The 22503-nt window shown below is 75.2% G+C and carries 4 protein-coding genes; 1 reads left to right on the top strand and 3 read right to left on the bottom strand.

Annotation, left to right across the window (positions count from 1 at the left end; genetic code table 11):
• Positions 1 to 171: 171 nt before the first annotated feature.
• Positions 172 to 1425: a YncE family protein gene (locus tag ACP7TJ_RS30575; RefSeq protein WP_266403468.1), complete on the top strand. Its 1254-nt coding sequence runs from the start codon at positions 172 to 174 to the stop codon at positions 1423 to 1425.
• A 211-nt stretch (positions 1426 to 1636) separates the two neighbouring features.
• Here the strand turns inward: ACP7TJ_RS30575 and ACP7TJ_RS30570 are convergent, their stop codons facing one another.
• The 3 genes from ACP7TJ_RS30570 to ACP7TJ_RS30560 all read right to left on the bottom strand — a co-directional run bounded on the left by ACP7TJ_RS30570 (position 1637) and on the right by ACP7TJ_RS30560 (position 22501).
• Positions 1637 to 2173, bottom strand: a complete 537-nt coding sequence (locus ACP7TJ_RS30570; RefSeq protein WP_093769102.1) for a GNAT family N-acetyltransferase — start codon at positions 2171 to 2173, stop codon at positions 1637 to 1639.
• A 102-nt stretch (positions 2174 to 2275) separates the two neighbouring features.
• Positions 2276 to 2479: an MbtH family protein gene (locus tag ACP7TJ_RS30565; RefSeq protein ID WP_093769103.1), complete on the bottom strand. Its 204-nt coding sequence runs from the start codon at positions 2477 to 2479 to the stop codon at positions 2276 to 2278.
• 99 nt (positions 2480 to 2578) lie between these two features.
• Entirely contained in the window at positions 2579 to 22501 is a 19923-nt protein-coding gene (locus tag ACP7TJ_RS30560; RefSeq protein WP_427766843.1) for a non-ribosomal peptide synthase/polyketide synthase, read from the bottom strand.
• Between the last annotated feature and the right edge of the window lie 2 nt (positions 22502 to 22503).

The following is a 22503-nucleotide window of genomic DNA, read 5'->3' as shown; positions in this document are numbered from 1 at the left end:
GTTCTCCTTTCCCCGCGTCCGGCGATTTTGTCGTGTCCGCGGTCTTGTGGAGAACCCCCGACCGTCCTTACTTTTCAGTAAGTTCAATCTGAAAGCACGTCTGTTCAGATTCATCTCCCCGTTTTGGCATGTCCCGATCATGATGCCCCCACCCGTAGAGGAGACCCCGCCATGCCGATCCGCAGCAGGCATCTGTGCACCCTCGCCGCCGCCGTCGCCCTGACCCTCACCGCCCCCGGCGCCGTCGCAAGCGCCGCCGGACAGGCTCCCTCCGCGGACCTGCGGGAGGTGCTGTTCGTGGGCAACAACTGGGACGGCACCGCCGACGTCATCGAGTCCGGCGGTGACTTCGGACGGATCGGCCGGATCAACGTGATCCCCGACAAGGACCGGCGGATGGCCGAGATCAACGCCAACCCGGTCCGCTGGATCTACTTCATGGCCATCCGCAACACCGTCGGCGAGGGCCACGACCAGTTCGTCGACGACATGTACTCCACCCCGGACGGCACCTCGGTGGTGGTCTCCCGGCCCAGCTTCGCCGACGTCGTCTCCCTCGACCTCGCCACCGGACGCGTCAACTGGCGCTTCCCGGTGTCCGGTTACCGCTCCGACCACATGGCGGTCTCCCCCGACGGCACACGCGTCGCGGTCTCCGCCTCGACGTCCAACACCGTGCACGTCCTGGACATCGAGACCGGCGAGGAGGTCGGCGCCTTCAAGACCGGCGACAAGCCGCACGAGAACGTGTTCAGCCGGGACGGCCGGTACATCTGGAACATGTCCATCGGCGAGGTGAACACCGACCTGGACGCGCCCTGGCTGGACTGGACGAAGGGCGACCGCACGATCACGGTCGTCGACGCCCGGACGTTCCAGCAGGTCAGGGTCATCGACATGCGGGAGCGGCTGGACGCGGCCGGCTTCACGGAGTACTCCGACGCGGTCCGCCCCGCCGCCTTCTCCCCCGACGAGTCGAAGCTGTACTTCCAGGTGTCGTTCTTCAACGGCTTCTTCGAGTACGACGTCGCCACCGACCGGATCAGCCGCGTCAAGACCCTGCCGAAGAACCCGGCCACCGGCGAGGACCGCACCACCTGGGTCAACGACTCGCGCCACCACGGCATCACCATGAAGCCCGACGGCGCCAAGCTGTGCGTGGCGGGCACCATGGACGACTACGCGACCGTCGTCGACCGCGACACCTTCGAGCACGGCCCGCTGGTCCCCGTCTCCAAGCCGTACTGGGCGACCGTCAGCGGCGACGGGAAGTCCTGCGTGGTCTCCGAGAGCGGCGCCGACCGGGTCACCGCGATCGACTTCGCGACCGGCGAGAAGACCGTGTCCGTCCCGGTCGGCGACCACCCGCAGCGGGTGCGTCTCGGGCAGGTGCGGGAGGGCTGGACCGGTCCGTCGGGCGGCTGAACCGCCCCGGACGCGGGACGCCGGTGGTCCCGCACCGCCCGTCCACCACTCGAATCCCGCCCGGGATGTGTGAGTCTCACGGGTAGGGGTAGTCGCCGCGTATCACCTCCGATCGATGGAAGGGGGTCCGTGGAAAAGTCGCATCACTCGCAGCGCCCGGGCCGTTTCCACCGAGACGAAGCGGCCCGGACGTCAGCGCGGCGGCAGGGTGTCATTCCGGGTGCTGATCTTGGGCGTACGCGTCCGTCGTCGAGATGACCAGCAGCTTCGTGACGGTGCCGTCGTCGCCGGTCACGTCCCGTACGTGCCGGAAACCCAGGCGGCGGCACAGGGCCAGGCTGGGGGTGTTGTCGGCGCCGACCATGCCGTAGGCCTCTTTCAGGCCCAGGTCGTCCGCGGCGTGGCGCAGCAGACCGCGGACCACTTCGGTGCCCAGCCCTCGGCCCCAGTACGCAGGCGCGAGGGCGGCGATCAGCTCGTGTCCGTCGACGTTGCCGGTCTTCTTCACCTCCGCGTGTCCGACGAAGGTCTCCCCCTGCCACACCCCCCACACGTCGAACAGGCGTTGCGGGTAGACGTCGGTGAGGATGGCGCGGAACAGCGTGCGGATGTCCGCCTCGGGCACGCGTTCCTGGCCCATCCAGCGGCAGACCTCCTCGTCGCGCAGCAGCTCCACGAAGGCGTCCTCGTCCTCGGGGCGGTAGGGGCGGAACATGAGTCGTTCGGTGTGCAGGACCGGTGTGGTCATCAGGGCTCCTCGGGACATGCGGGAAGGACGGCGGAACCGGGCCGGGGCACGCGGCAGTGACCCGCATCCCGGCCCGGTCCTTCGTGCCTCCGCGCGAGCGCGTCAGGCTTCGGCGTTCTCCATGCGCTCCCGCAGACTGCGGGGACGCATGTCGGTCCAGACCTCGTCGACGTAGGCGGAGCACTCCGCCTCCGTGCCCTCCTTGCCGACGGGCTGCCAGCCGGCGGGCACCTCGATCTCGACGGGCCACAGCGAGTACTGCTCCTCGTCGTTGCGCAGAACCTGGTAGCGGGTGTTCTCGTCCATGTCCGGCTGTCTCACTCTCTCGGTCGGTGATCGGTTGGTGAAGGGGGAGGGGACGGGATTCCGTCCGCGCCGGTGGGGCGCGGGCCGCGAGGCGGGGCGTCACCGGCGGTCGCGGGCGTGGTGGGCGATGTGGCGCAGGGCCCGGGCGAAGTCCTCGGCGACAGCGCGCACCGTGGCGGTGGCGTGCAGGGCGGGCCGGTGGTGCCAGATGAAGGACAGCCGCCCGCGCTGGACGGCGCCGACGATCTCCAGCGGGTGGGAGCCGCTGTCGCGCGGGTCGTGGTGGCGGCCGAACGAGCCGTGTTCGGCGCGTATCAGGCCGTGTCCGGGGTTCTCCGGGCGGGCGTCCCACTGTCCGAGGTAGTTGAAGACGACCTGTCCGTGGGCGGCGCGTCCCAGGCGTTCGCGCACCTCGGGCGGGCCGAAGGTGCGCAGCGCGCCGAAGCCGAGGCCGTTGCCGGGCACGGCGCGCAGCTGGCGGCGTACGGACTTCACCAAGGTGCGCCAGTCGCGGTCGGGGCCGAGGTCGGCGGGTTCGGGGACCTGGAGGGCGACGGGGTGGACGGTGGTGAACCAGCCGACCGTGCGGGTGAGGTCGACGTCGTCGAGGACGTCCTCGCGGCCGTGTCCCTCCAGGTCCAGGCGGACGTCCTCGTGGCCGGTCCAGCGGGCCAGGGCGAGGGCGAGGGCGGCGAGCAGGACGTCGTTGACGCGGGTGCGGTAGGCGGTCGGTGCGGCGCGCAGCAGCGCCTCGGTGTCCGCCTCGTCCAGTTCGACGGTGAGCATGTCGACGGCGCCGGTGCCGGCGCCGTCCGGCGTCTCGGACGGGAGCGGCTCGGTGTCCACGACGTGTTCCCAGTAGGGCAGTTCATGGTCGAAGGCGCCGGAGGCGACGTGTGCGGCGAGACCGCGGGCCCAGTCGCGGAAGGACGTGGTGCGCTCCCCCAGCGCGACAGGTCCGCCCTGGGCGGCCTGCCGGTAGGCGGCCTCCAGGTCGTCGCGCAGGATGCGCCAGGAGACGGCGTCCACGACCAGGTGGTGGCCGACCAGGAGGAGGAAGTCGGGCCGGTCGGCGGCGCCGGTGAACAGGGCCGCCCGCAGCAGCGGGCCGCGTGCGAGGTCGAAGCCGGAGTGCAGGTCGTCGGCGGCCTTCTCCATCGCCGTGTCGGCGTCGGTGGCGGTGAGGCCGCCGAGGTCGTGGCGGGTCAGGAGCCCGTCGCGGTCGGTGTCGTCCGCGGGCGGGTTGTACTGGTGCCAGCCGTCCTGGCCGGCGGTGAAGCGCATGCGCAGGGCGTCGTGGTGGTCGAGCAGGGCGTTGAGGGCGCTCTCCAGGGTGGTGGCGTCCACGCCGGGGGCGAGTTCCACCAGCAGGGACTGGTTGAAGTGGGCATGGCTGGCGCGCGGGCCGGTCAGGAACCACTCCTGGATGGGGGTGAGTGGCACGTCCCCGGTCACCGGTTCGTCCCCGGTGTGCCGGGGGGCGGTGGTGACGGCACCGGCCAGTTCGGCGACGGTCTGGTGGGTGAACAGGTCGCGGGTGCTCACGTGCAGCCCGCCGCGTCGCAGGCGGGAGACGACCTGCATGCTGAGGACGGAGTCGCCGCCGAGGTGGAAGAAGTTGTCGTGCGCCCCGACGTCGGCGACGCCGAGGACGTCGCCCCAGATGCGGGCGATGCGGCGTTCGGTGTCGGTGCGCGGCGGCGTGTGCGGGCCGTTGACGGTGTGCGCGGGCCCGGGTTCGGGCAGCGCGTCGCGGTCGGTCTTGCCGTTCGGGGTGAGCGGCAGCTGTGCCAGCGGCACGAACGCCGAGGGGATCATGTGTGCCGGGAGCAGTCCGGCGAGGTGGTCGCGCAGTTCGGGTACGGGCAGGTCCTCGGAGGCGCCCTCGGCGGGTACGACGTGGGCGACCAGGCGCGCGCCGGAGCGGCCGTCCGGGTCGCTGCCGCCGGCGCGTACGGTGACCACCGCGTCGCGCACCAGCGGGCTGCCGCGCAGCGCGCTCTCGATCTCTCCGGGTTCGATGCGGAAGCCGCGCAGCTTGAGCTGGGCGTCGGCGCGTCCGGCGAAGCGCAGGTTGCCGTTCGCGTCCCAGCGGGCGCGGTCGCCGGTGCGGTACATGCGCTCCCCTGGGGCGCCGAACGGGTCGGCGACGAAGCGGGAGGCGGTCAGTCCTGGCCGGTGGAGGTAGCCGCGGGCCAGTCCGGGTCCGGAGACGTAGAGGTCGCCGGTGACGCCGGGCGGGACGGGGCGCAGGGTGACGTCGAGGACGTGGACGCGGGTGGCGCCGGCCGGTTGTCCGATGGGCGGGGCGCCCGCGCCCGGGGTGAGCGGGCCGGTCCAGGTGGCGACGACGGTGGCCTCGGTCGGGCCGTACGAGTTGATCATCCGTCGGCCGGGGGCCCACCGTTCGACGAGGTGGGCGGGGCAGGCCTCGGCGCCGACGATGAGGGTGCGCAGGTGTGGCAGGGCGTCGGCGGTGGCCGGGTCGACCGTCGCGAGGGCGGCGGGCGGGATGAGGGTGTGGCTGACGCGCCGCTCGGCGAGGACCTGGGCGAGGCGCTCGCCGACGAGGGGGCCTTCCTCGCCGGTGAGCAGGGTGGCGCCGCTGAGCAGGGACACGCACAGCTCCAGCACCGAGGCGTCGAAGCTGGGTGAGGCGAACTGCAGGACCCGGTCGCCGGGGCCCGCGTCGTAGCGCTCGGCGGCTGAGGCGGCAAAGGCGGCGAGGCCGAGGTGCGTCACGGTGACGCCCTTGGGGGTGCCGGTGGAGCCGGACGTGTAGATCACGTACGCCGGGTGGTCGACGGTCAGCGGGGAGGTGCGGTCGGCGTCCGTGGGCGCGGTGTCCGGGCCGTCGGCGTCCCATACGGCGGCCGGGTCGTCCAGGACGAGCCAGGCGCCGGCGTCGCGGAGCATGAACTCCCGGCGCTGCCGCGGGTAGTCGGGGTCGACGGGCAGGAAGGCGCCGCCGGCCTTGGTGACGGCAAGCTGGGCCACGACCGTCTCCGCGCTGCGGGGCAGGGCCAGCGCCACGATCCGCTCGGGGCCGGCGCCCCGGGCGATGAGGCGGTGGGCCAGCCGGTTGGCGGCGCGTTCGACGTGCGCGTACGTCAGTTCCCGGCCGTCGGCGTCGGCCAGGGCGACGGCGTCGGGGGTGCGGGCGGCCTGCCGTTCGAACAGCTCCGGCAGGGTGGCCGGCGGGACCGGGCGGGCGGTGGCACGGCCCTGGTCGAGGACGGCCTTGAGTGTCTCGTCGGTGGCCAGGGGCAGGGCGCCCAGGGGCCGGTCGGGGTTCTCGGCGACGGCGGTCAGGAGGGTGCCGAGCTGGCCGGCCATGCGTTCGGCGGTGGCCGCGTCGAACAGGTCGGTGTTGTAGGTGAGGACGCCGTGCAGTTCGCCGGTCCCGGTCTCGGCGAACTCCAGGGTGAGGTCGAACGCGGCGTGCCGCAGCTCGGTGTCGACGTCGGTGATCTCGAGGCCGGGCAGGTCGAGGGCGGCGGCCGGGGCGTTCTGCAGGACCACCATGACCTGGAACAGCGGGGTGCGGCTGGTGTCGCGGACCGGCTGGACCTCGTCCACGACCTGCTCGAACGGCGCCTCCTGGTGGGCGAAGGCGTCCAGGACGGTCTCGCGGACGTCGCCGAGGAACTCGGGGAACGGGCGGTCGGGTGCGACGCGGGAGCGCAGGACGAGGGTGTTGACGAAGAACCCGACGAGGTGCTGGACCTCGGCGCGGTCGCGGCCGGAGGTGACCGTGCCGACGGTGATGTCCTCGCCTCCGGTCAGCCGGGCCAGGTAGGCCTGGGCGGCGGCGACGAGGGTGGTGAAGAGGGTGGCCTGCCGGTCGCGGCCCACCCGGGCCAGGCGGCGGGTGGTCTCGCGGGGCAGGGAGAGCCGTACCGAGGCGCCGTGGTGGGTGCGCACCGCGGGGCGGGGCCGGTCGGTGGGCAGGTCCAGCGTCTCCAGCCCGGCCAGGTGCTCCTTCCAGTAGGCCAGGTGGTCGTCGGTGCCGCGGCCGCGCTGCCAGTGGGCGTAGTCGGCGTACTGCACCGGCAGCGGCGGCAACGTGCCTGTCTCCGCGCCGAGTTCGGTGCGGTAGAAGTGGGCGAGGTCGCCGGTGAGGACGCCGGTGGACCAGCCGTCGGTGACGATGTGGTGCAGGGTCAGCGTCAGGACGTGCTCGTCGTCCGCGAGCCTGATCAGGCCCGTGTGCAGGAGGGGGCCGCGCCGCAGGTCGAAGGTGCGGGCGCGTTCGGCGTCCAGCAGGTCCGCGAGCCGGGCGTCGCGTTCGCCGCCGGTGAGCTGCGACAGGTCGTGCAGGGTCAGCGGCACGTCCCCGGCCGGGTGGACGATCTGCACGCCGTGGCCGTCGACCGCGTCGAAGGTGGTGCGCAGCGCCTCGTGCCGCTCGACCAGGGCGCGCAGGGCCGCGGTGAGGGCGGGCACGTCGAGCCGGCCGCGCAGCCGCAGGGCCAGCGAGGTGACGTACTCGCCGCTGCCGGGCGCGAACTCCTCCAGGAACCACAGGCGTTGCTGGGCGTACGACATCGGGGCGGGCGTGTCGCGGGTGACCGGGGCGATCGTCGTGGGCGCCGTGTCGGCGGGGCGTTCCTCGGTGAGCAGGGCGGCGAGGGCCTCGGGGGTCGGGTGGGTGAACACCGCGCGCGGGGACAGTTCGGTGCCGAACGCCTCGGACAGGCGGACGGCGAGGCGGATGCTGAGGATGGAGTCGCCTCCGAGCTGGAAGAAGTCGTCCCGCACGCCGGGGCGCGGCACGGAGAGGACGTCGGCGAAGACCTCCAGCGTGCGGCGCTCGGCGTCGGTGCGGGGCTCGGCGGGCGCGTCCTGTGCGCCGCTCGCGGGTTCGGGAGCGGGCAGGGCCGCCCGGTCGACCTTGCCGTTGCGGCTGAGCGGCAGCGCGGGCAGGACGACGAACGCCGACGGCACGAGGTAGTCCGGCAGGGAGCGCCGGGCGAACTCCCGCAGGGAGGTGTCGTCTTCGGTGCCGACCACGTAGGCCACCAGGCGGCGGCTGCCGGGCCGGTCCTCGCGGGCGAGCACGGTCACGTCGGTGACGCCGGGGTGTCCCGCGAGGACCGCCTCGACCTCGCCGGGTTCGACGCGGAAGCCGCGGATCTTCACCTGGTCGTCGGCGCGCCCCAGGAACTCCACGGTGCCGTCGGGGCGGCGGCGGGCCAGGTCGCCGGTGCGGTACATGCGGCTGCCGGGCGGGCCGGCCGGGTCGGCCAGGAAGCGGGCCGCGGTGTCGCCGGGGCGTCCCAGGTAGCCGCGGGCGACGCCCTCGCCGGCGAGGTACAGCTCGCCCGGGCAGCCCGGCGGCACGGGCCGCAGCCGGCCGTCGAGGACGTGGACGCGCATCTCGTCGAGCGGGTGGCCGATGGGCACGGTCTCGGGGACGCCGGCCGCGTCGGTGAGCGGGAACGAGGTGGCGAACGTCGTCGTCTCGGTGGGGCCGTAGCCGTCGACGACGGCCAGGCCCGGGCAGGCGGCCAGGACGCGGCGTACGGCCGCGGCGGGCACGACGTCGCCGCCGGTCCACACCTGGCGCAGTCCGGTGAAGCAGTCCGGCGCGTCCTGGGCGAGCAGCCGGAACAGGCCGGCGGTCAGCCACAGCGCGCTCAGGCCGGTGTCGCGGACCATCTGCCGCAGCAGCGCGGCGTCCAGCGGCCGCGCGGGAGCGACGACGACGCAGCCGCCGGTGAGCAGCGGCGCCCACACCTCGAAGGTGGCGGCGTCGAAGGCCACCGGGGAGTGCAGCAGCACCCGGTCGCACACGCCGCCGGTGAAGCGGCCGTCGGTGGCGAGGGCGGCCACGTCGCGGTGGCGCACGGCGACCGCCTTCGGCTCGCCGGTCGACCCGGAGGTGAACATCACGTAGGCGAGCCGGTCGGGGTCCGCGGGCGCGGCGGCGGGCGCGTCCGGCACGGGGGTGCGGGCGGCGGTGACGTCCTCGGCCGACAACTGGACGGTGGCGCCCGCGCGTTCGATCAGCGTGCGGCGCCGGTCCTCGGGGGCGCGGGCGTCCACGGGTACGTAGGCGCCGCCCGCCTTGAGGACGGCGAGCTGGGCGACGACGAGGGCGGCGCAGCGGTCCATCAGCAGGGCCACCCGGTCCTCGGCGCGCAGTCCGCCGGCGAGCAGCCGGGAGGCCAGCGTGTCGGACCAATCGTCCAGTTGGCGGTACGTCAGGTGCGTGTCGCCGTCGCGCAGGGCGGGCGCCCCGGGGGTGCGGCGGGCCTGCTCGGCGAACAGGGCGACGGGACTGCGCGGCTCCGTCCGGCGGGCGGCGGTGTTCCACCGTTCCAGCAGGGCGCGGTCGTCCTCGGTCAGCGCCTCCAGGCCGGTCACGTCCGCGTCGGTCTCCAGCGCGTCGGCGAGGGCGCGCAGGACGACCGTGAGGCGGTCCGCCAGGCGGTCGGCGGTGGCCGCGTCGAACAGGCCGTCGTCGTAGGCGAGGTCGAGGCCGAGGCGGTCGCCGAGGTGGGCGCGCAGGCACAGCGGGAAGGTGGGCGCGTCCTCGGCGCGCACCTCCTCGACCTGTACGCCCGTGCGGGCGGTGGCGGACTCGTCGACGGGGTAGTTCTCGAACACCACCATGCTGTCGAACAGCGCCTCGCCGGCCGGTACCTCGCTCAGCGCCTGGATGCGGGGCAGGGCGAGGTGGTCGAAGCGCCGGGTGTCGCTCTGGTGCTCCTGCACCGCTCGCAGCCAGGAGGCCGCTCCCCCGCCCGCGACCCGGACGCGGGTGGGCACGGTGTTGATGAACATGCCGATCATCGACTCCACGCCGGGCAGTTCGGCCGGGCGTCCGGAGACGGTGGTGCCGAACACGACGTCGTCGCGGCCGCTGTGGCGGGCCAGGAGCAGCGCCCAGGCGCCCTCGATGACGGTGTTCACCGTGAGCCCGGCGCGGGCGGCGCCCTGCCGCAGCCGCGCGGAGAGGTCCTCGTCCAGCCGGCGGCCGGTGAGGGCGGCGGCGCGGGCGCGGTGCTCCTCGGTGGGCGTGCGGTCGTAGGGCAGCGGGGTGCGGGCGGGGAACCCGGCGAGGGTGTCGGCCCAGTGGGCCTCGGCGGCGGCCTCGTCCTGGTCGTGCAGCCAGCGCAGGAAGTCGGCGAAGGGGCGCCTGACCGGTGCGGGGGCCGCCCGGCCGCCGGTGAGGGCGGCGTAGCGCTCGCACACCTCGGTGAGGAGCTGTCCGGTGCTCCAGCCGTCCAGGATCAGGTGGTGGGAGGACCACAGGAGCAGGACCTCGTCGCCTGGCAGCGCGGCCAGGGTGATCCGGGTGAGGGGTGCGGTGGTCAGGTCCATGCCCGTGGCGCGGTCGGCGGCCAGCAGGTCCTCGGTGGCCGTCGCGCGCTCCTCGGGCGTGAGCTGTCGCCAGTCCAGGTGGGTGACGGGCAGCTCCACATGCCGGTGCACGACCTGCACGGGGTGCGGCAGGCCCTGCCAGTGGACGCTGGTGCGCAGGGCGTCGGTGCGGTCGGCGACCTGCTGCCAGGCGGCGGCGAAGCGCCGCGGGTCGCTCACCCCGGACAGGCGGACGGCCACGCGGTCGGAGTAGGCGCCCGCCGTGTCCACCAGGCCGTGGAAGAGCATGCCGGCCTGCAGCGGGGTCAGCGGCAGGACGTCGGCCACGTGCCGGCCGTCGCCCACCAGGCGGTCCAGCTCCGGCTGTCCGAGCCCGGCCAGCGGGAAGTCGGACGGGGTGCGGCCGCCCGCGTCGGGGCGGGCGCAGTGGGCCGCGATCTCGCGCAGCGCCGCGCACATCTCCTCGGCGAGGGCCCGGACGGTGGACTCGTCGTAGACGGCCGGGGGGTAGGTCCAGCCGAGTTCGAGCCGGCCGTCCTGCACCACGCCGGTGATGTCCAGCAGGTAGGGCCGGGGGGCGTCCGGGTCGGTGTCGGAGCCGGCCGGGGGCAGGGCGGCGGCGTACAGGCCGCTGACGCCCGCGCCGGCGTCCCACTGGCCGTGGTAGTTGAAGCCGACCCGCGGTGCCGGGGCGCCGGCCAGCGGGCTGCCGGGCAGCAGGTGACGGAGGGCGCCGTGGCTCAGGCCGTGCAGGGGCACCGCGCGCAGCTGCTCCTTGACCGAGCGCAGGGTGTCGTGCCAGCCGGCGTCGGGGGCGACGGTCAGCGCGAGCGGGAACTCCGCGGTGAACCAGCCGACCGTCCGGGACAGGTCCAGGTCGTCGAAGAGGTCCTCGCGGCCGTGGCCCTCCACGCCGACCAGTACGCTCTCGCGTCCGCACCAGTGGGCCAGGGTGCGGCCGAGGGCGCTGAGCAGCACGTCGTTGACCTGGGTGCGGTAGACCTCGGGGACCTGGCGCAGCAGGGCCTCGGTGGTCTCCGGCTCCAGTTCCACGGTGACCGTGGCGGCGGTGCCGTGGGTGTTGGGACCGGGCCGGCCCGCGGGCAGGTCGGCGGGGGCCTCGGCGGTGCGCCGCCAGTGGGCGAGGTCGCCGTCCAGGGCGCCGGAGCGGGTGTGGGCCTCCAGCCGGGACGCCCAGTGGCCGTATGCGGTGGTGGCCGGGGGCAGCTCGACGGGGTGCCCGGCGGCGGCCTGCCGGTGGGCGGTCTCCAGGTCGCCCAGCAGGATCCGCCAGGAGACGCCGTCGACGGCCAAGTGGTGCACGGTGAAAAGCAGTTGGGCGGGCGCGTGCGGGCCGCGATCGAGGACGAGGACGCGTGCCACCCGGCCCTCGGTGGGGTCGAGGGCGGCGCGGGCCTCGTCCGCGAGGCGGGCCGCCTCGGTCTCCAGGGCGGGGCCGTCGAGGCCGGTCACGTCGTGCAGGGTGACGGTGCCGTCCGGGACGCCGGGCAGGACCTCCTGGCGCCAGCCGTCCTCGGTGCGGCGGAAGCGGGTGCGCAGCGCCGGGTGGTGGCGTACGAGGGCGTCCGCGGCGGTGTGCAGGGCCGGCAGGTCGGTGCCGGGGGCGAGTTCGACGCGCTGGGACATGGTGAAACGCAGCGGGTCGCCGGGGCTGCGGTCGTCGAGGTACCAGCGCTGGATGGGGGTGAGCGGTGCCTCGGCGGGGGCGGTCGGATCGGGCGTGACCGGCGTGGACTCGGTGACGCGCAGGGCGAGTTCAGCGACGGTCTGGTGGCGGAAGACGTCCTTGGTGGTCAGCGCGAGACCGGCCTGGCGGGCGCGGGAGACGATCTGGATGCTGAGGATCGAGTCGCCGCCGAGCGCGAAGAAGTTGTCGCGTGCGCCCACCCGTTCGACGCGCAGGACGTCGGCCCAGATGGCGGCCAGCGTCTGTTCGGCGCCGGGGCGGGGTGCCACGTGGTCGGCGGTGGCGTCGGGCTGCGCCGGCGGGGCGGGCAGGGCGCGCCGGTCGGTCTTGCCGCTGGTGGTGCGCGGGATCCGGGTCAGCGGCACGAACGCCGCGGGCACCATGTGGTCCGGCAGGGTGCGGCGCAGCGCGAGACGCAGTGCGTCGGCGGCCGGGGCGGTGTCCCCGGCGGGCACCAGGTAGGCCACGAGCATCAGACGGCCCGCGTGGTCGCATGCCGTGACGACGGCGTCGGCGACGTCCGGGTGGGCGAGCAGTGCGGCCTCGATCTCGCCGGGTTCGACGCGGAAGCCGCGGATCTTGATCTGTTCGTCGGCGCGGCCCAGGAACTCCAGCAGTCCTTGTGCGTCGCGGCGGACGCGGTCGCCGGTGCGGTACATCCGCTCCCCCGGCGCGCCGAACGGGTCGGCGAGGAACCGCGCGGCGGTCAGGCCGGGGCGGCCGAGGTAGCCGCGGGCGACCTGGGCGCCGGCGACGTACAGCTCGCCGGGCGTGCCGGGCGGCACGGGGCGCAGGGCGCGGTCGAGGACGTAGGCGCGCAGGTTGGCGCCGGGCCGTCCGATGACCGGCCGGTCGGGGCGGTCGGTGACGCGGCCGTAGGCGGCGTCGACGGTGCACTCGGTGGGGCCGTACATGTTGTAGGCGGTGACGCCGAGTTCGGCGGCGGCGCACAGGTCGCGCCAGGTGTCGGGGCCGGTCGCCTCGCCGCCGACGAGCAGGACGCGGGGGTGGTGGCGGCCGGGCGCGAGGAGGCCCGCGGCGAGGAGTTCACGGAGGAAGGACGGGGTGACGTTGACCAGGTCCAGGTTCCGTTCGGCGATCTGCGCGCAGAACGCCTCGGGGTCGAGGCGCACGTCCTCGTCGATGAGGTGGACCTCCTGGCCGAGGGCGAGCAGCAGCGGGCCCTCCCAGGAGGTGTCGAAGGAGAACGAGGCGCTGAGCGCGGCGCGCAGCCGCCGCCCGTCCGCGGTGTTCGGGGCGACGAGCCCTTCGCGGTGGTCGTGGCAGAGGTTGACCAGGTGGCGGTGTTCCACGACGACGCCCTTGGGGCGGCCGGTGGAGCCGGAGGTGTAGATCATGTAGGCGGCGTGCTGCGGGCGCAGCGGGGCCGGGCGGTCGCGGTCGGTGGGGTCGTGGGCCGGCAGCCGGTCCCACGGGACGGTGCGCAGCGTGTCGGCGGTGAGCACGGTGTGCGGGGCGGCGTCCTGGAGGAGCCCGGCGGCGCGTGCGGCGGGCAGGTCCGGGTCGAGGTGGAGCAGGGTGGCGCCGGACTTGGCGACGGCGAGCACCGCGACCACCAGCTCGGAGGTGCGCGGCAGCCGGACGGCGACCACCCGCTCGGGGCCAGCGCCCTGGGCCAGCAGGTGGTGGGCGAGCCGGTTGGCGCGGTCGTTGAGGGCGGCGAAGCCGAGGGTGGCGTCGCGGGCGACCAGCGCGGTGGCGTGCGGGGTGCGGGCGGCCTGGGCCTCGAACAGGGCGGGGAAGGTGGTGTCCGGGACGGTGAGGTGCGCGCCCTGCCCGTCGTGCAGCACCCGCCTCCGCTCGTCGGCGGTCATCAGCTCCAGCGCCCGCACGTCGCGGTCCGGTTCCCGCACCGCCGCCTCCAGCAGCAGGCGCAGGCGGGCGGCCAGGCCGCGGACGGTGTCCTCGTCGAACAGGCGGGTGTCGTACTCCAGGTGGCCGGTGACGCCGCCGTCGCCCTCCACGAAGTCGAAGGCCAGGTCGAAGGTGGCGTGCCGGACCGGCGGCAGCAGCGGCTCGGCGTCCAGGCCGGGCAGCTCGGGTGCCTCGGCGCCCAGGTTGTGCAGGGCGACCATGACCTGGAACAGGGGGGTGCGGCTGGTGTCGCGTTCGGGCTGAAGGGCGTCCACCAGCCGTTCGAAGGGCACGTCCTGGTGGGCGAAGGCGTCCAGGACGGTGCCGCGCACCTGCTCCAGCAGCGCGCGGAACGACGTGCCGGGCCTGACCTCGTTGCGCAGCACCAGGGTATTGACGAACATGCCGACGACGTCGTGCAGTTCGGGACGTTCCCGGCCCGCGGTGACGGTGCCGACGGCGAAGTCGTCCTGGTCGGCCCAGCGGGACAGCAGGACCGTGCAGCCGGCGAGCAGGGTCATGTAGAGGGTGGCGTCGGCCTCCCGGCCCCGCTCGCGCAGGCGGTCGGTCAGCTCGGCGGGCAGCGCGAAGGTCACGAGCGCGCCGTCGCGGGTGCGGACGGCGGGACGCGGCCGGTCGGTCGGCAGCTCCAGCGGCGGTACGCCGGCCAGCCGCTCGCGCCAGTGGGCGAGTTGCCGCTCGAGCTGGTCGGTGCGGGCGCGCTGCCAGGCGGCGTGGTCGGCGTAGCGCACGGGCAGGTCCGGGAGTTCGGACCGGCGGCCCTCGTGGGCGGCCGCGTACAGCTCGCCGAGGTCCCGGCCGAGGACGCCGAGCGACCAGCCGTCGGTGACGATGTGGTGGACGGCGAGGGCCAGGACGTGTTCGTCGGCCGCGGTGCGGGCGAGGCGGGCGCGCAGCAGCGGCCCGGTCGCCAGGTCGAAGGGTGTGGCGGCCTCTCGCTCCAGCAGGTCCTCCAGCGCGGCCGACGGGTCGGGGGCGGCGGCGAGGTCGTCCACGGTCAGGGCGGCCGGGCGCGGCGGGTGCACCACCTGCCGGGGCTGCCCGTCGTGTTCGGTGAAAGTGGTGCGCAGGGCTTCGTGGCGGGCGACGAGGCCGTCCAGGGCGGTGCGCAGGGCCGGCTCGTCGAGCGGGCCGCGCAGGCGCAGCACGGACAGCGTCGTGTACTCGGTGCTGCCGGGCTCGAACCGGTCGAGGAACCACAGGCGTTGCTGGGCGTACGACAGCGGCGCCGGGGTCTGCGGATCGGTCGCCGGTATCGCGTCGACGGGAGCGGCGGAAGTGTCGTCGACCGGATCGCCGAGTTCGGCGGCGAGCGCGGACACGGTGCTGTGGGTGAACAGCGCGCGCGGGGACACGTCGGGGCCGAACGCGGCACGCAGCCGGGCGGTGACGCGGACGGCGAGGATGGAGTCGCCGCCGAGCGCGAAGAAGTCGTCCCCGGCGTGCACCTCGTCGACCCCGAGGACGTCCGACCAGGCGGCGGCGACGGCCCGTTCGGCGGGGGTGCGCGGCGGGGTCCGGTCGGTGTCGGCGGCGTAGCCGTCCGCCGTCGGGGCGGGCAGGGCGCGCCGGTCGAGCTTGCCGTTGACGGTGAGCGGGAGGGCGTCCATCGGGACGTAGGCGGCGGGCACCATGTGGGCGGGCAGCAGCCGCTCCAGGTGGGCGCGCAGCTCGGCCGCCGGGGGTGTCGCGCCGCCGGTGCCGACGACGTGCGCCACCAGGCGGCGCGTCCCGGAGGTGTCCTCGAACACACCGACGGCGGTGTCGGCGACGGCGGGGTGGGTGTGCAGGGCGGCCTCGATCTCGCCTGGCTCGATGCGGTAGCCGCGGATCTTCACCTGGGCGTCCGCGCGGCCCAGGTACTCCAGGGTGCCGTCGGCCCGCCACTTCGCGCGGTCGCCGGTGCGGTACATGCGGCTGCCGGCCGGGCCGAACGGGTCGGCGAGGAACCGGGTGGCGGTCAGGCCGGGGCGGCCCAGGTAGCCGCGGGCCAGGCCCTCCCCCGCCACGTACAGCTCGCCGGTCGCGCCCGGCGGCAGGGGGGACAGGTCCGCGTCGAGGACGTACACCCTGAGGTCGGGTATCGCGACGCCGATGGGGCCGGCGGGGCCGAGCGCGGCGGTGGCGGGGCCGAGCGGGGCGTGGGTGACGTGCACGGTGGTCTCGGTGATGCCGTACATGTTGACCAGGCGCGGGGTGTCGGCCGGGTGGCGGGCCCACCAGTCGGTGAGCCGCCCGACGTCGAGGGCCTCCCCGCCGAAGATCACGGTGCGCAGGGCGAGTCGGGCACCGGTGCCGAGGAGTTCGGCGTCGGCGCGGACGAGCGGGTAGAACGCGGAGGGCGTCTGGTTGAGGACGGTGACCCCTTCGCCGGCCAGCAGCCGCAGGAAGTCCTCCGGGGAGCGGGCGGTCTCGTCGGGCACGACGACGAGCCGGCCGCCGTGCAGCAGGGGGCCCCACAGCTCCCACACGGAGAAGTCGAACGCGTAGGAGTGGAACAGCGTCCACACGTCGTCCGGGCCGAATCCGAACCACGGGCGGGTGCGGGTGAACAGCCGCACCACGTTGGCGTGCGGGATCACCACGCCCTTGGGGCGGCCGGTGGAGCCGGAGGTGTAGATGGCGTAGGCGGGGCTCTCGGGCAGGGGGCGGCGGGCCGGCTCGGGTCCGGTGGCCGGGCGCCGGGCGAGGCCGGCCTCCTCCTCCGGGTCGTCGAGGAGGACGACGGGCACACCGGTGCCGTCGACGCGGGCCGCGGTGCCGGTGGTGGTCACCAGGGTGACGGGGGTGGCGTCGGCGAGGAGGTGGGCGATGCGTTCGGCGGGCGAGTTCGGGTCGATCGGCAGGTAGGCGGCGCCGGACTTCAGCACGGCGAGAACGGCGACCACCTGGTCGGTGGAGCGGGGCAGGGCGAGGGCGACGAACCGCTCGGGTCCGGCGCCGAGTTCGGCGAGCCGGTGGGCGAGGCGGCCGGCGCGGGCGTCCAGGGTCGCGTAGTCCAGGTGCTCGGTCCCGCAGGTGACGGCGACGGCGCCGGGGGTGCGGGCGGCCTGCGCCTCGAACAGGTCCACCAGCGTCTCGGCGGGGCGGCCGGACGCGGTGCCGTTCCAGTCGGTGAGGATCCGGTGCCGTTCCTCGGCCGTCGTCCACGCCAGGGCGCGCAGCGGCCGGTCGGTGCCGTCGGCGAGCCCGGTCAGGAGCAGGCAGAGCCGTCCTGCGAGGGCGCGGACGGTCGCCGCGTCGAAGAGGTCCGGGTCGTAGGCGAGGTCGAAGCCGAGGCGTTCGCCGTGGTGGGCGCGCAGGACGAGCGGGTAGTTGGTGGCGTCGCGGGAGGAGACGTCGGCCAGGCGGATTCCGGACCCGGCCGTGCGGGCCTCGTCGAAGGGGTAGTTCTCGAAGGCGACCATGCTGTGGAAGAGCGGGCTGCCGGACGGCACGTCGCTCAGCTGGGTCAGCTCGGCGAGCGAGGCGGCGGCGAACCGCCTCGACTCGGCCTGGGCGTCCTGGAGTTCGCGCAGCCACTCCCCGGCGGGGCGGGCGGGGTCGACGCGGACGCGGGTGGGCACGGTGTTGATGAACATGCCGACCATCGACTCGACGCCGGGCAGGTCGTCGGGCCGTCCGGAGACGGTGGTGCCGAACAGCACGTCGTCCTGGGCGGCGTAGCGGGACAGCAGCAGCGCCCAGGCGCCCTGGACGACCGTGTTGAGGGTGAGTCCCGCCTCGCGGGCGGTGCGGGCGAGGCGGGCCGACGCCTCCGCGTCCAGGCCGGCCGTGTGCAGGGCGGCGGAGCGGGTCTGGTGGGCCTCGCGCAGGGGGCGGTCGGCGGGGAGCGGGGTGGGTTCGGCGAACCCGGCGAGGACGCCCCGCCAGTGGGCGCGGGCGGCGTCGGGGTCCTGGTCGGCGAGCCAGCGCACGTAGTCGCCGAAGGGGCGGCGCAGCGGCGGCCGGGACTCGGTGCCCGCGGTGAGCGCCGCGTACTCCTCGCACACCTCGGTCAGCACCTGGGCGAGGCTCCAGCCGTCCAGGATGAGGTGGTGGGAGGTCCACAGCAGGTGCAGCCGGGCGTCGGGCAGCCGGACCAGGGTGAGCCGCATCAGCGGCGCCGCGGCGAGGTCGATGCCCCGGGCCAGGTCGTCGGCGCGCAGCCGGACCAGGCGTTCGGCGCGTATCCCCTCGTCCAGCTCGCGCCAGTCGAGGTGGGTGACCGGCACCCGCACCTCGCGGCGCACGACCTGGAGCGGTACGGGTACGTCCTCCCAGACGACGCAGGTGCGCAGGGCCGGCGTGCGGTCGGTGACGCGCTGCCAGGCGACGGCGAAGGCGTGCGGGTCGGCGACGCCGTCGAGGAGCAGGCCGGCCTGGTCGACGTAGACGTCGTCGGGGCCGCCGACCAGCCGGTGGAAGAGCATGCCCTCCTGGAGCGGGGTGAGCGGCAGCACGTCCTCCACGTCGCGGCCGTCGCCGACGAGGCGGTCCAGGCGCTCCTGGTCGAGGCGGGCCAGCGGGAAGTCGGACGGGGTGCGGCCGCCCGCGCCGGGCCGGGCGCAGTGCTCGGTGATCGCGGCGAGCGCGGCGGTCATGCCGTCGGCGAGGGCGCGGACGGTGGCCTCGTCGTGCACCTGGTCGCTGTAGTGCCAGGTGAGGTGGAGTTCGCCGTCGGTGACCACGGCGGAGACGTCCAGCAGGTGGTCCAGGGGTGTGTCCGGGGCGATGTCGCGGCCGGGCGTCTCGCCCGCGGGGGCGAAGTCGCCGCCGTCGGTGGTCTCCCACTGGCCGTGGTAGTTGAAGCTGATCTGCGGCAGCGGCACGTCCTTCAGGGCGCGGGCGGCCGGGTCGGGCGAGCCGAGGCGGGCGAGGGCCTCGTAGCTCAGGCCGTGCCGGGGCACGGACCGCAGGTGCTCCTTGACCGCCTTGAGGGTGGCGCCCCAGTCGGGCGCCCCGGACGGTCCGGCGGGCGCGAGGGTGACGGGGTACTGGGCGGTGAACCAGCCCACGGTGCGCGACAGGTCCAGCGTGTCGTCCTCCCGGCCGTGGCCCTCGAGGAGGACGGTCACCCGCTCGGCGCCGGTCCAGTCGGCGAGGACCCGGCTGAGCGCGCCGAGCAGCACGTCGTTGACCTGGGTGCGGTAGACGGCGGGCACCCGGCGCAGCAGCGCCTCGGTGGTGGCGCGGTCCACGCGGGCGTCGAGGGTGCGGACCGAGCCGGCGAGCGGGGTGCCGGGGCGGTCCACGGGCAGCGGGGTGCGGGGCTCGGCGGCCTCGGCCGTCCAGTGCGGCAGGTCGGCGTCGAGGTCGCCGTCACGCACCCGGCGCGCGAGGTGCGCGGCCCAGTCGGTGAACGGCGTGGCGACGGGCTCCAGCCGAACCGCCTCTCCCCCCAAGGCCTGCCGGTAGGCCTCGGCGAGGTCGGCGAGCAGGATGCGCCAGGAGACGCTGTCCACTGCCAAGTGGTGTGCGGTGAGGAAGAGTTGGGGGCGCCCACCGGAACAGGTGAACAGGGCGGCGCGCAGCAGGGCGCCGGTCTCGGGGTCGAGTGCGGCGCGGGCGGCCGTGGCGGCCCGTTCGCGCTCCGCCGCCGGGTCGGCGGCGCCGGAGAGGTCGTGGCGGGTGAGCAGTGCGGTGGCCGGGCCCTCGCCGGGGTGCTGGAGCCAGGTGTCCCCGGAGCGGGCGAAGCGGGTGCGGAGCGCCGGGTGGTGGGCGGCCAGCGCCTCCAGGGCGCGCTCGAGCGCCGGGGCGTCGAGGTCGTGCGGCAGGTCCAGCAGCACCGACATGGTGAAGTGCCGCAGCGGGCCGTGGGTGGCGAAGAACCACTCCTGTACGGGGGTCAGCGGCGCCGGCCCCTCCTCGGCGGGGCGCCGGGGCGCGGGAACCTGCGCGGTGCGCACGGACGCAGCGGCGGCGAGGTCGGCGACCGTCTGGTGGCGGAAGACGTCCCGCGAGGTCAGGTGCAGCCCGGCCGCGCGGGCGCGGGAGACGGCCTGGATGCTGAGGATGGAGTCGCCGCCCAGCTCGAAGAAGTTGTCCGTCACGCCGACCCGGCGCGCGCCCAGAACCTCGGCCCAGATGCGGGCGAGGGTCTCCTCCTCGGGGGTGCGCGGGGCGACGAACTCCCGCTGCTGCTCGGCGCCTTCGAAGTCGGGCGCGGGCAGGGCACGCCGGTCGACCTTGCCGCTGACGGTCATCGGCAGGGCGTCGAGCACGGTGAAGGAGGACGGCACCATGTGGTCGGGCAGCACGTGCCGTACGGCGGCCCGCACCTCGGCCGCGACGGGCCGGGCGCCCGGGCCGGCGGGGACGAGGTAGGCGGCGAGCCGGACGTGGCCGTGCGGGTCGGTGACGGCGACGACCGCGGCGGCGGCGACGTCGGGGAGGTCGGTCAGCGCCGCCTCGACCTCGCCGGGCTCGATGCGGTGGCCGCGCACCTTGACCTGGTCGTCGGCGCGCCCCAGGTAGTCCAGGCGTCCGTCGGCGCTCCAGCGGGCCAGGTCGCCGGTGCGGTACATGCGGGTGCCGGGCGGGCCGAACGGGTCGGGCAGGAACCGGGCGGCCGTCAGTCCGGGCCGCCCGCTGTAGCCGCGGGCCAGTTGCACTCCGGCCAGGTACAGCTCGCCGCCGACGCCGGGCGGGACGGGCCGCAGGCGGTCGTCGAGGACGTAGGCGCGCACGTTGGGCAGCGGCCGGCCCACAGTGGGCCGGCCGTCGCCGGCTATCCGGCAGGCCAGCGCGTCGACGGTGCACTCGGTGGGGCCGTAGAAGTTGTACGCGGCCACGTCCCGCCGCGCCGCCAGCTCCCGCCACAGGGCGGGTCCGACGGCCTCGCCGCCGAGCATGAGGACGCGCGGGTGGTGGCGCGGATCGGTGAGCAGCCCGGCGGGCAGCAACTGACGCAGGTAGGTGGGGGTGAGGTCGAGGAAGTCGATGCGGTGCTCGACGACGTACTCGACCAGGGCGGCGGCGTCCAGCCGTGTCGTCCCGTCGACCAGGTGCAGCGGGTGGCCGTCGGCCATCAGCAGCACGCCCTCCAGGGAGGTGTCGAAGGAGAACGACGCCGTGAGGGCCACGTTCAGCGGCCCGCCGCCGGCCTCGGCGACGAAGCCCTCGCGGTGGCCCGCGAGGAGATTCGCCAGCGACCGGTGGGCCACGGCGACGCCCTTGGGGCGGCCGGTGGAGCCGGAGGTGTAGATGACGTAGGCGGTGGTGTCGGGGTGCGGGGGCGCCGACGGGCCGTCGACGGTGCCGCCGTGGTTGTCGTCGGCCTCCCGCAGGGCGGCCTCGTCGAGGACGAGCGCGGGGCGCGCGTCCTCCAGCAGGAACCGCACCCGGTCCTCGGGCAGCGCCGGGTCCAGGGGCAGGTAGCCGGCGCCGGCCTTCCAGACGGCGAGGATCGCCACGATCATGTCGGCGGTGCGCGGGAGCCGGAGGGCGACGAGGCGCTCCGGGCCTGCTCCCCGCGCCACGAGGTGACGGGCGACGCGGTCGGCGCGCGCGTCGAGCGTCGCGTAGTCGAGGCGGACGTCCCCGGCGACGAGGGCGGTGGCGTCCGGGGTGCGGGCCGCCTGCCGGGTGAACAGCTCGGGCAGGGTCTCCTCGGGGACCGGGCGCGCGGTGGAGTTCCAGTCGTGTGTCACCTGCCGCTCCTGCTCGGGCGAGAGCAGGGGCAGGGCGCCGAGCGGACGGTCGGGGTCGGTGGCGGCGCCGTCCAGCGTGCGCAGCAGCTGGTCCGCCATGCGTGCGGCGGTGGCCGCGTCGAACAGGTCGGTGCGGTACTCCAGCAGGCCGGTCAGCCCGTCGCCGTCGGGCACGAACTCCACGCTCAGGTCGAAGGTGGCGGCGCGCCGGGGCACGGCGACCGGGGAGGCGGCCAGGCCGTGCGGGTCGGGTGCGGTGGGCGGTGCCGGGTGCAGCAGGACCATCACGTCGAACAGGGGGTTGCGGCCGGCTTCGCGGGGCGCGCCGACGGCCTCGACCAGCCGCTCGAACGGCGTGTCGCCGTGCGCGAAGGCGTCGTTGACGGTGTCCGCGGCGGCGGTGAGCAGGTCCCGGAAGGAGGCGCCGGTCTCGACGCGGGTGCGCAGCGCGACGGTGTTGACGAAGAACCCGACGGCCCGCTCCAGGTCGGTGCGGCCGCGACCGGGGGTGAGCGAGCCGACGGTGATGTCGTCCTGCCCGGACCAGCGGGCCAGCAGGGTCTGGCAGGCGGCGACCAGGGCGGTGAACAGGGTGGTGTGCCGGTCGGCCGCGAGCTGCTTCAGCCGGGCGGTGGTGGCGGCGGGGACGGTGAAGGTGTGGACCGCGCCCGCGCCGGACTCCTCGCCGCGGCGGGGCCGGTCCAGCGGCAGTTCGGGGGCGACCGCCCCGGACAGGTGCTCCTTCCAGTACGCCAGGTGGCGTTCCAGCCGGGCGCCGGACAGCTGCTCGCGCTGCCAGACGGCGAAGTCCGGGTACTGCGTGGGCACCGGCGCCAGGGCGGGGCTCGCGCCCTGGGCAAGAGCGTCGTAGGCGGTGCACAGCTCGTCCAGCAGGACGCCCATGGACCAGCCGTCGGTGACGATGTGGTGGGCCGTCAGCAGAAGCACGTGCGTGTCGGGTGCCTCCCGCAGGAGGAGGGCGCGCAGCAGGGGCCCGGCCTCCAGGTCGAAGGGCCGCTCGTACTCGGCCAGCAGCGCCGCCTCCAGGCCGGCGCCGGCCGCTGCCGTGAGGTCGTGGACGGGCAGCGGGAGCGGTCCGGCGGGATGCACGGTCTGCGTGGGGGTGCCGTCGTGCTCCTGGAACGTGGTGCGCAGCGCGTCGTGCCGTGCCACCACGTGCTCCAGTGCGGCGGCCAGGGCGGTGTGGTCGACGGGGCCGGTCAGGCGCAGCGCGACGGCGCTGTTGTAGCGCGGGTCGCCCGGGCGCAGCCGGTCCAGGAACCACAGGCGCTGCTGGGCGAAGGACAGCGGCAGCGGACGGGTGCGGTCGGCGCGCGGGATGGCCTGCCGGGCGGCGCCGGGCGCGCCCGGGGCGGCCCGTCCGGCCAGCCGGCGGCGGAGTGCTTCCTGGAGGTCCTGCGGCAGGGCCTCGGCACGGTTTCGCTTCGAAGACGTCATGG

The sequence above is a fragment of the Streptomyces sp. DSM 41931 genome (assembly GCF_050271085.1).
Taxonomy (GTDB): domain Bacteria; phylum Actinomycetota; class Actinomycetes; order Streptomycetales; family Streptomycetaceae; genus Streptomyces; species Streptomyces albogriseolus.
This window is presented reverse-complemented; position numbering and strand designations above follow the sequence as displayed.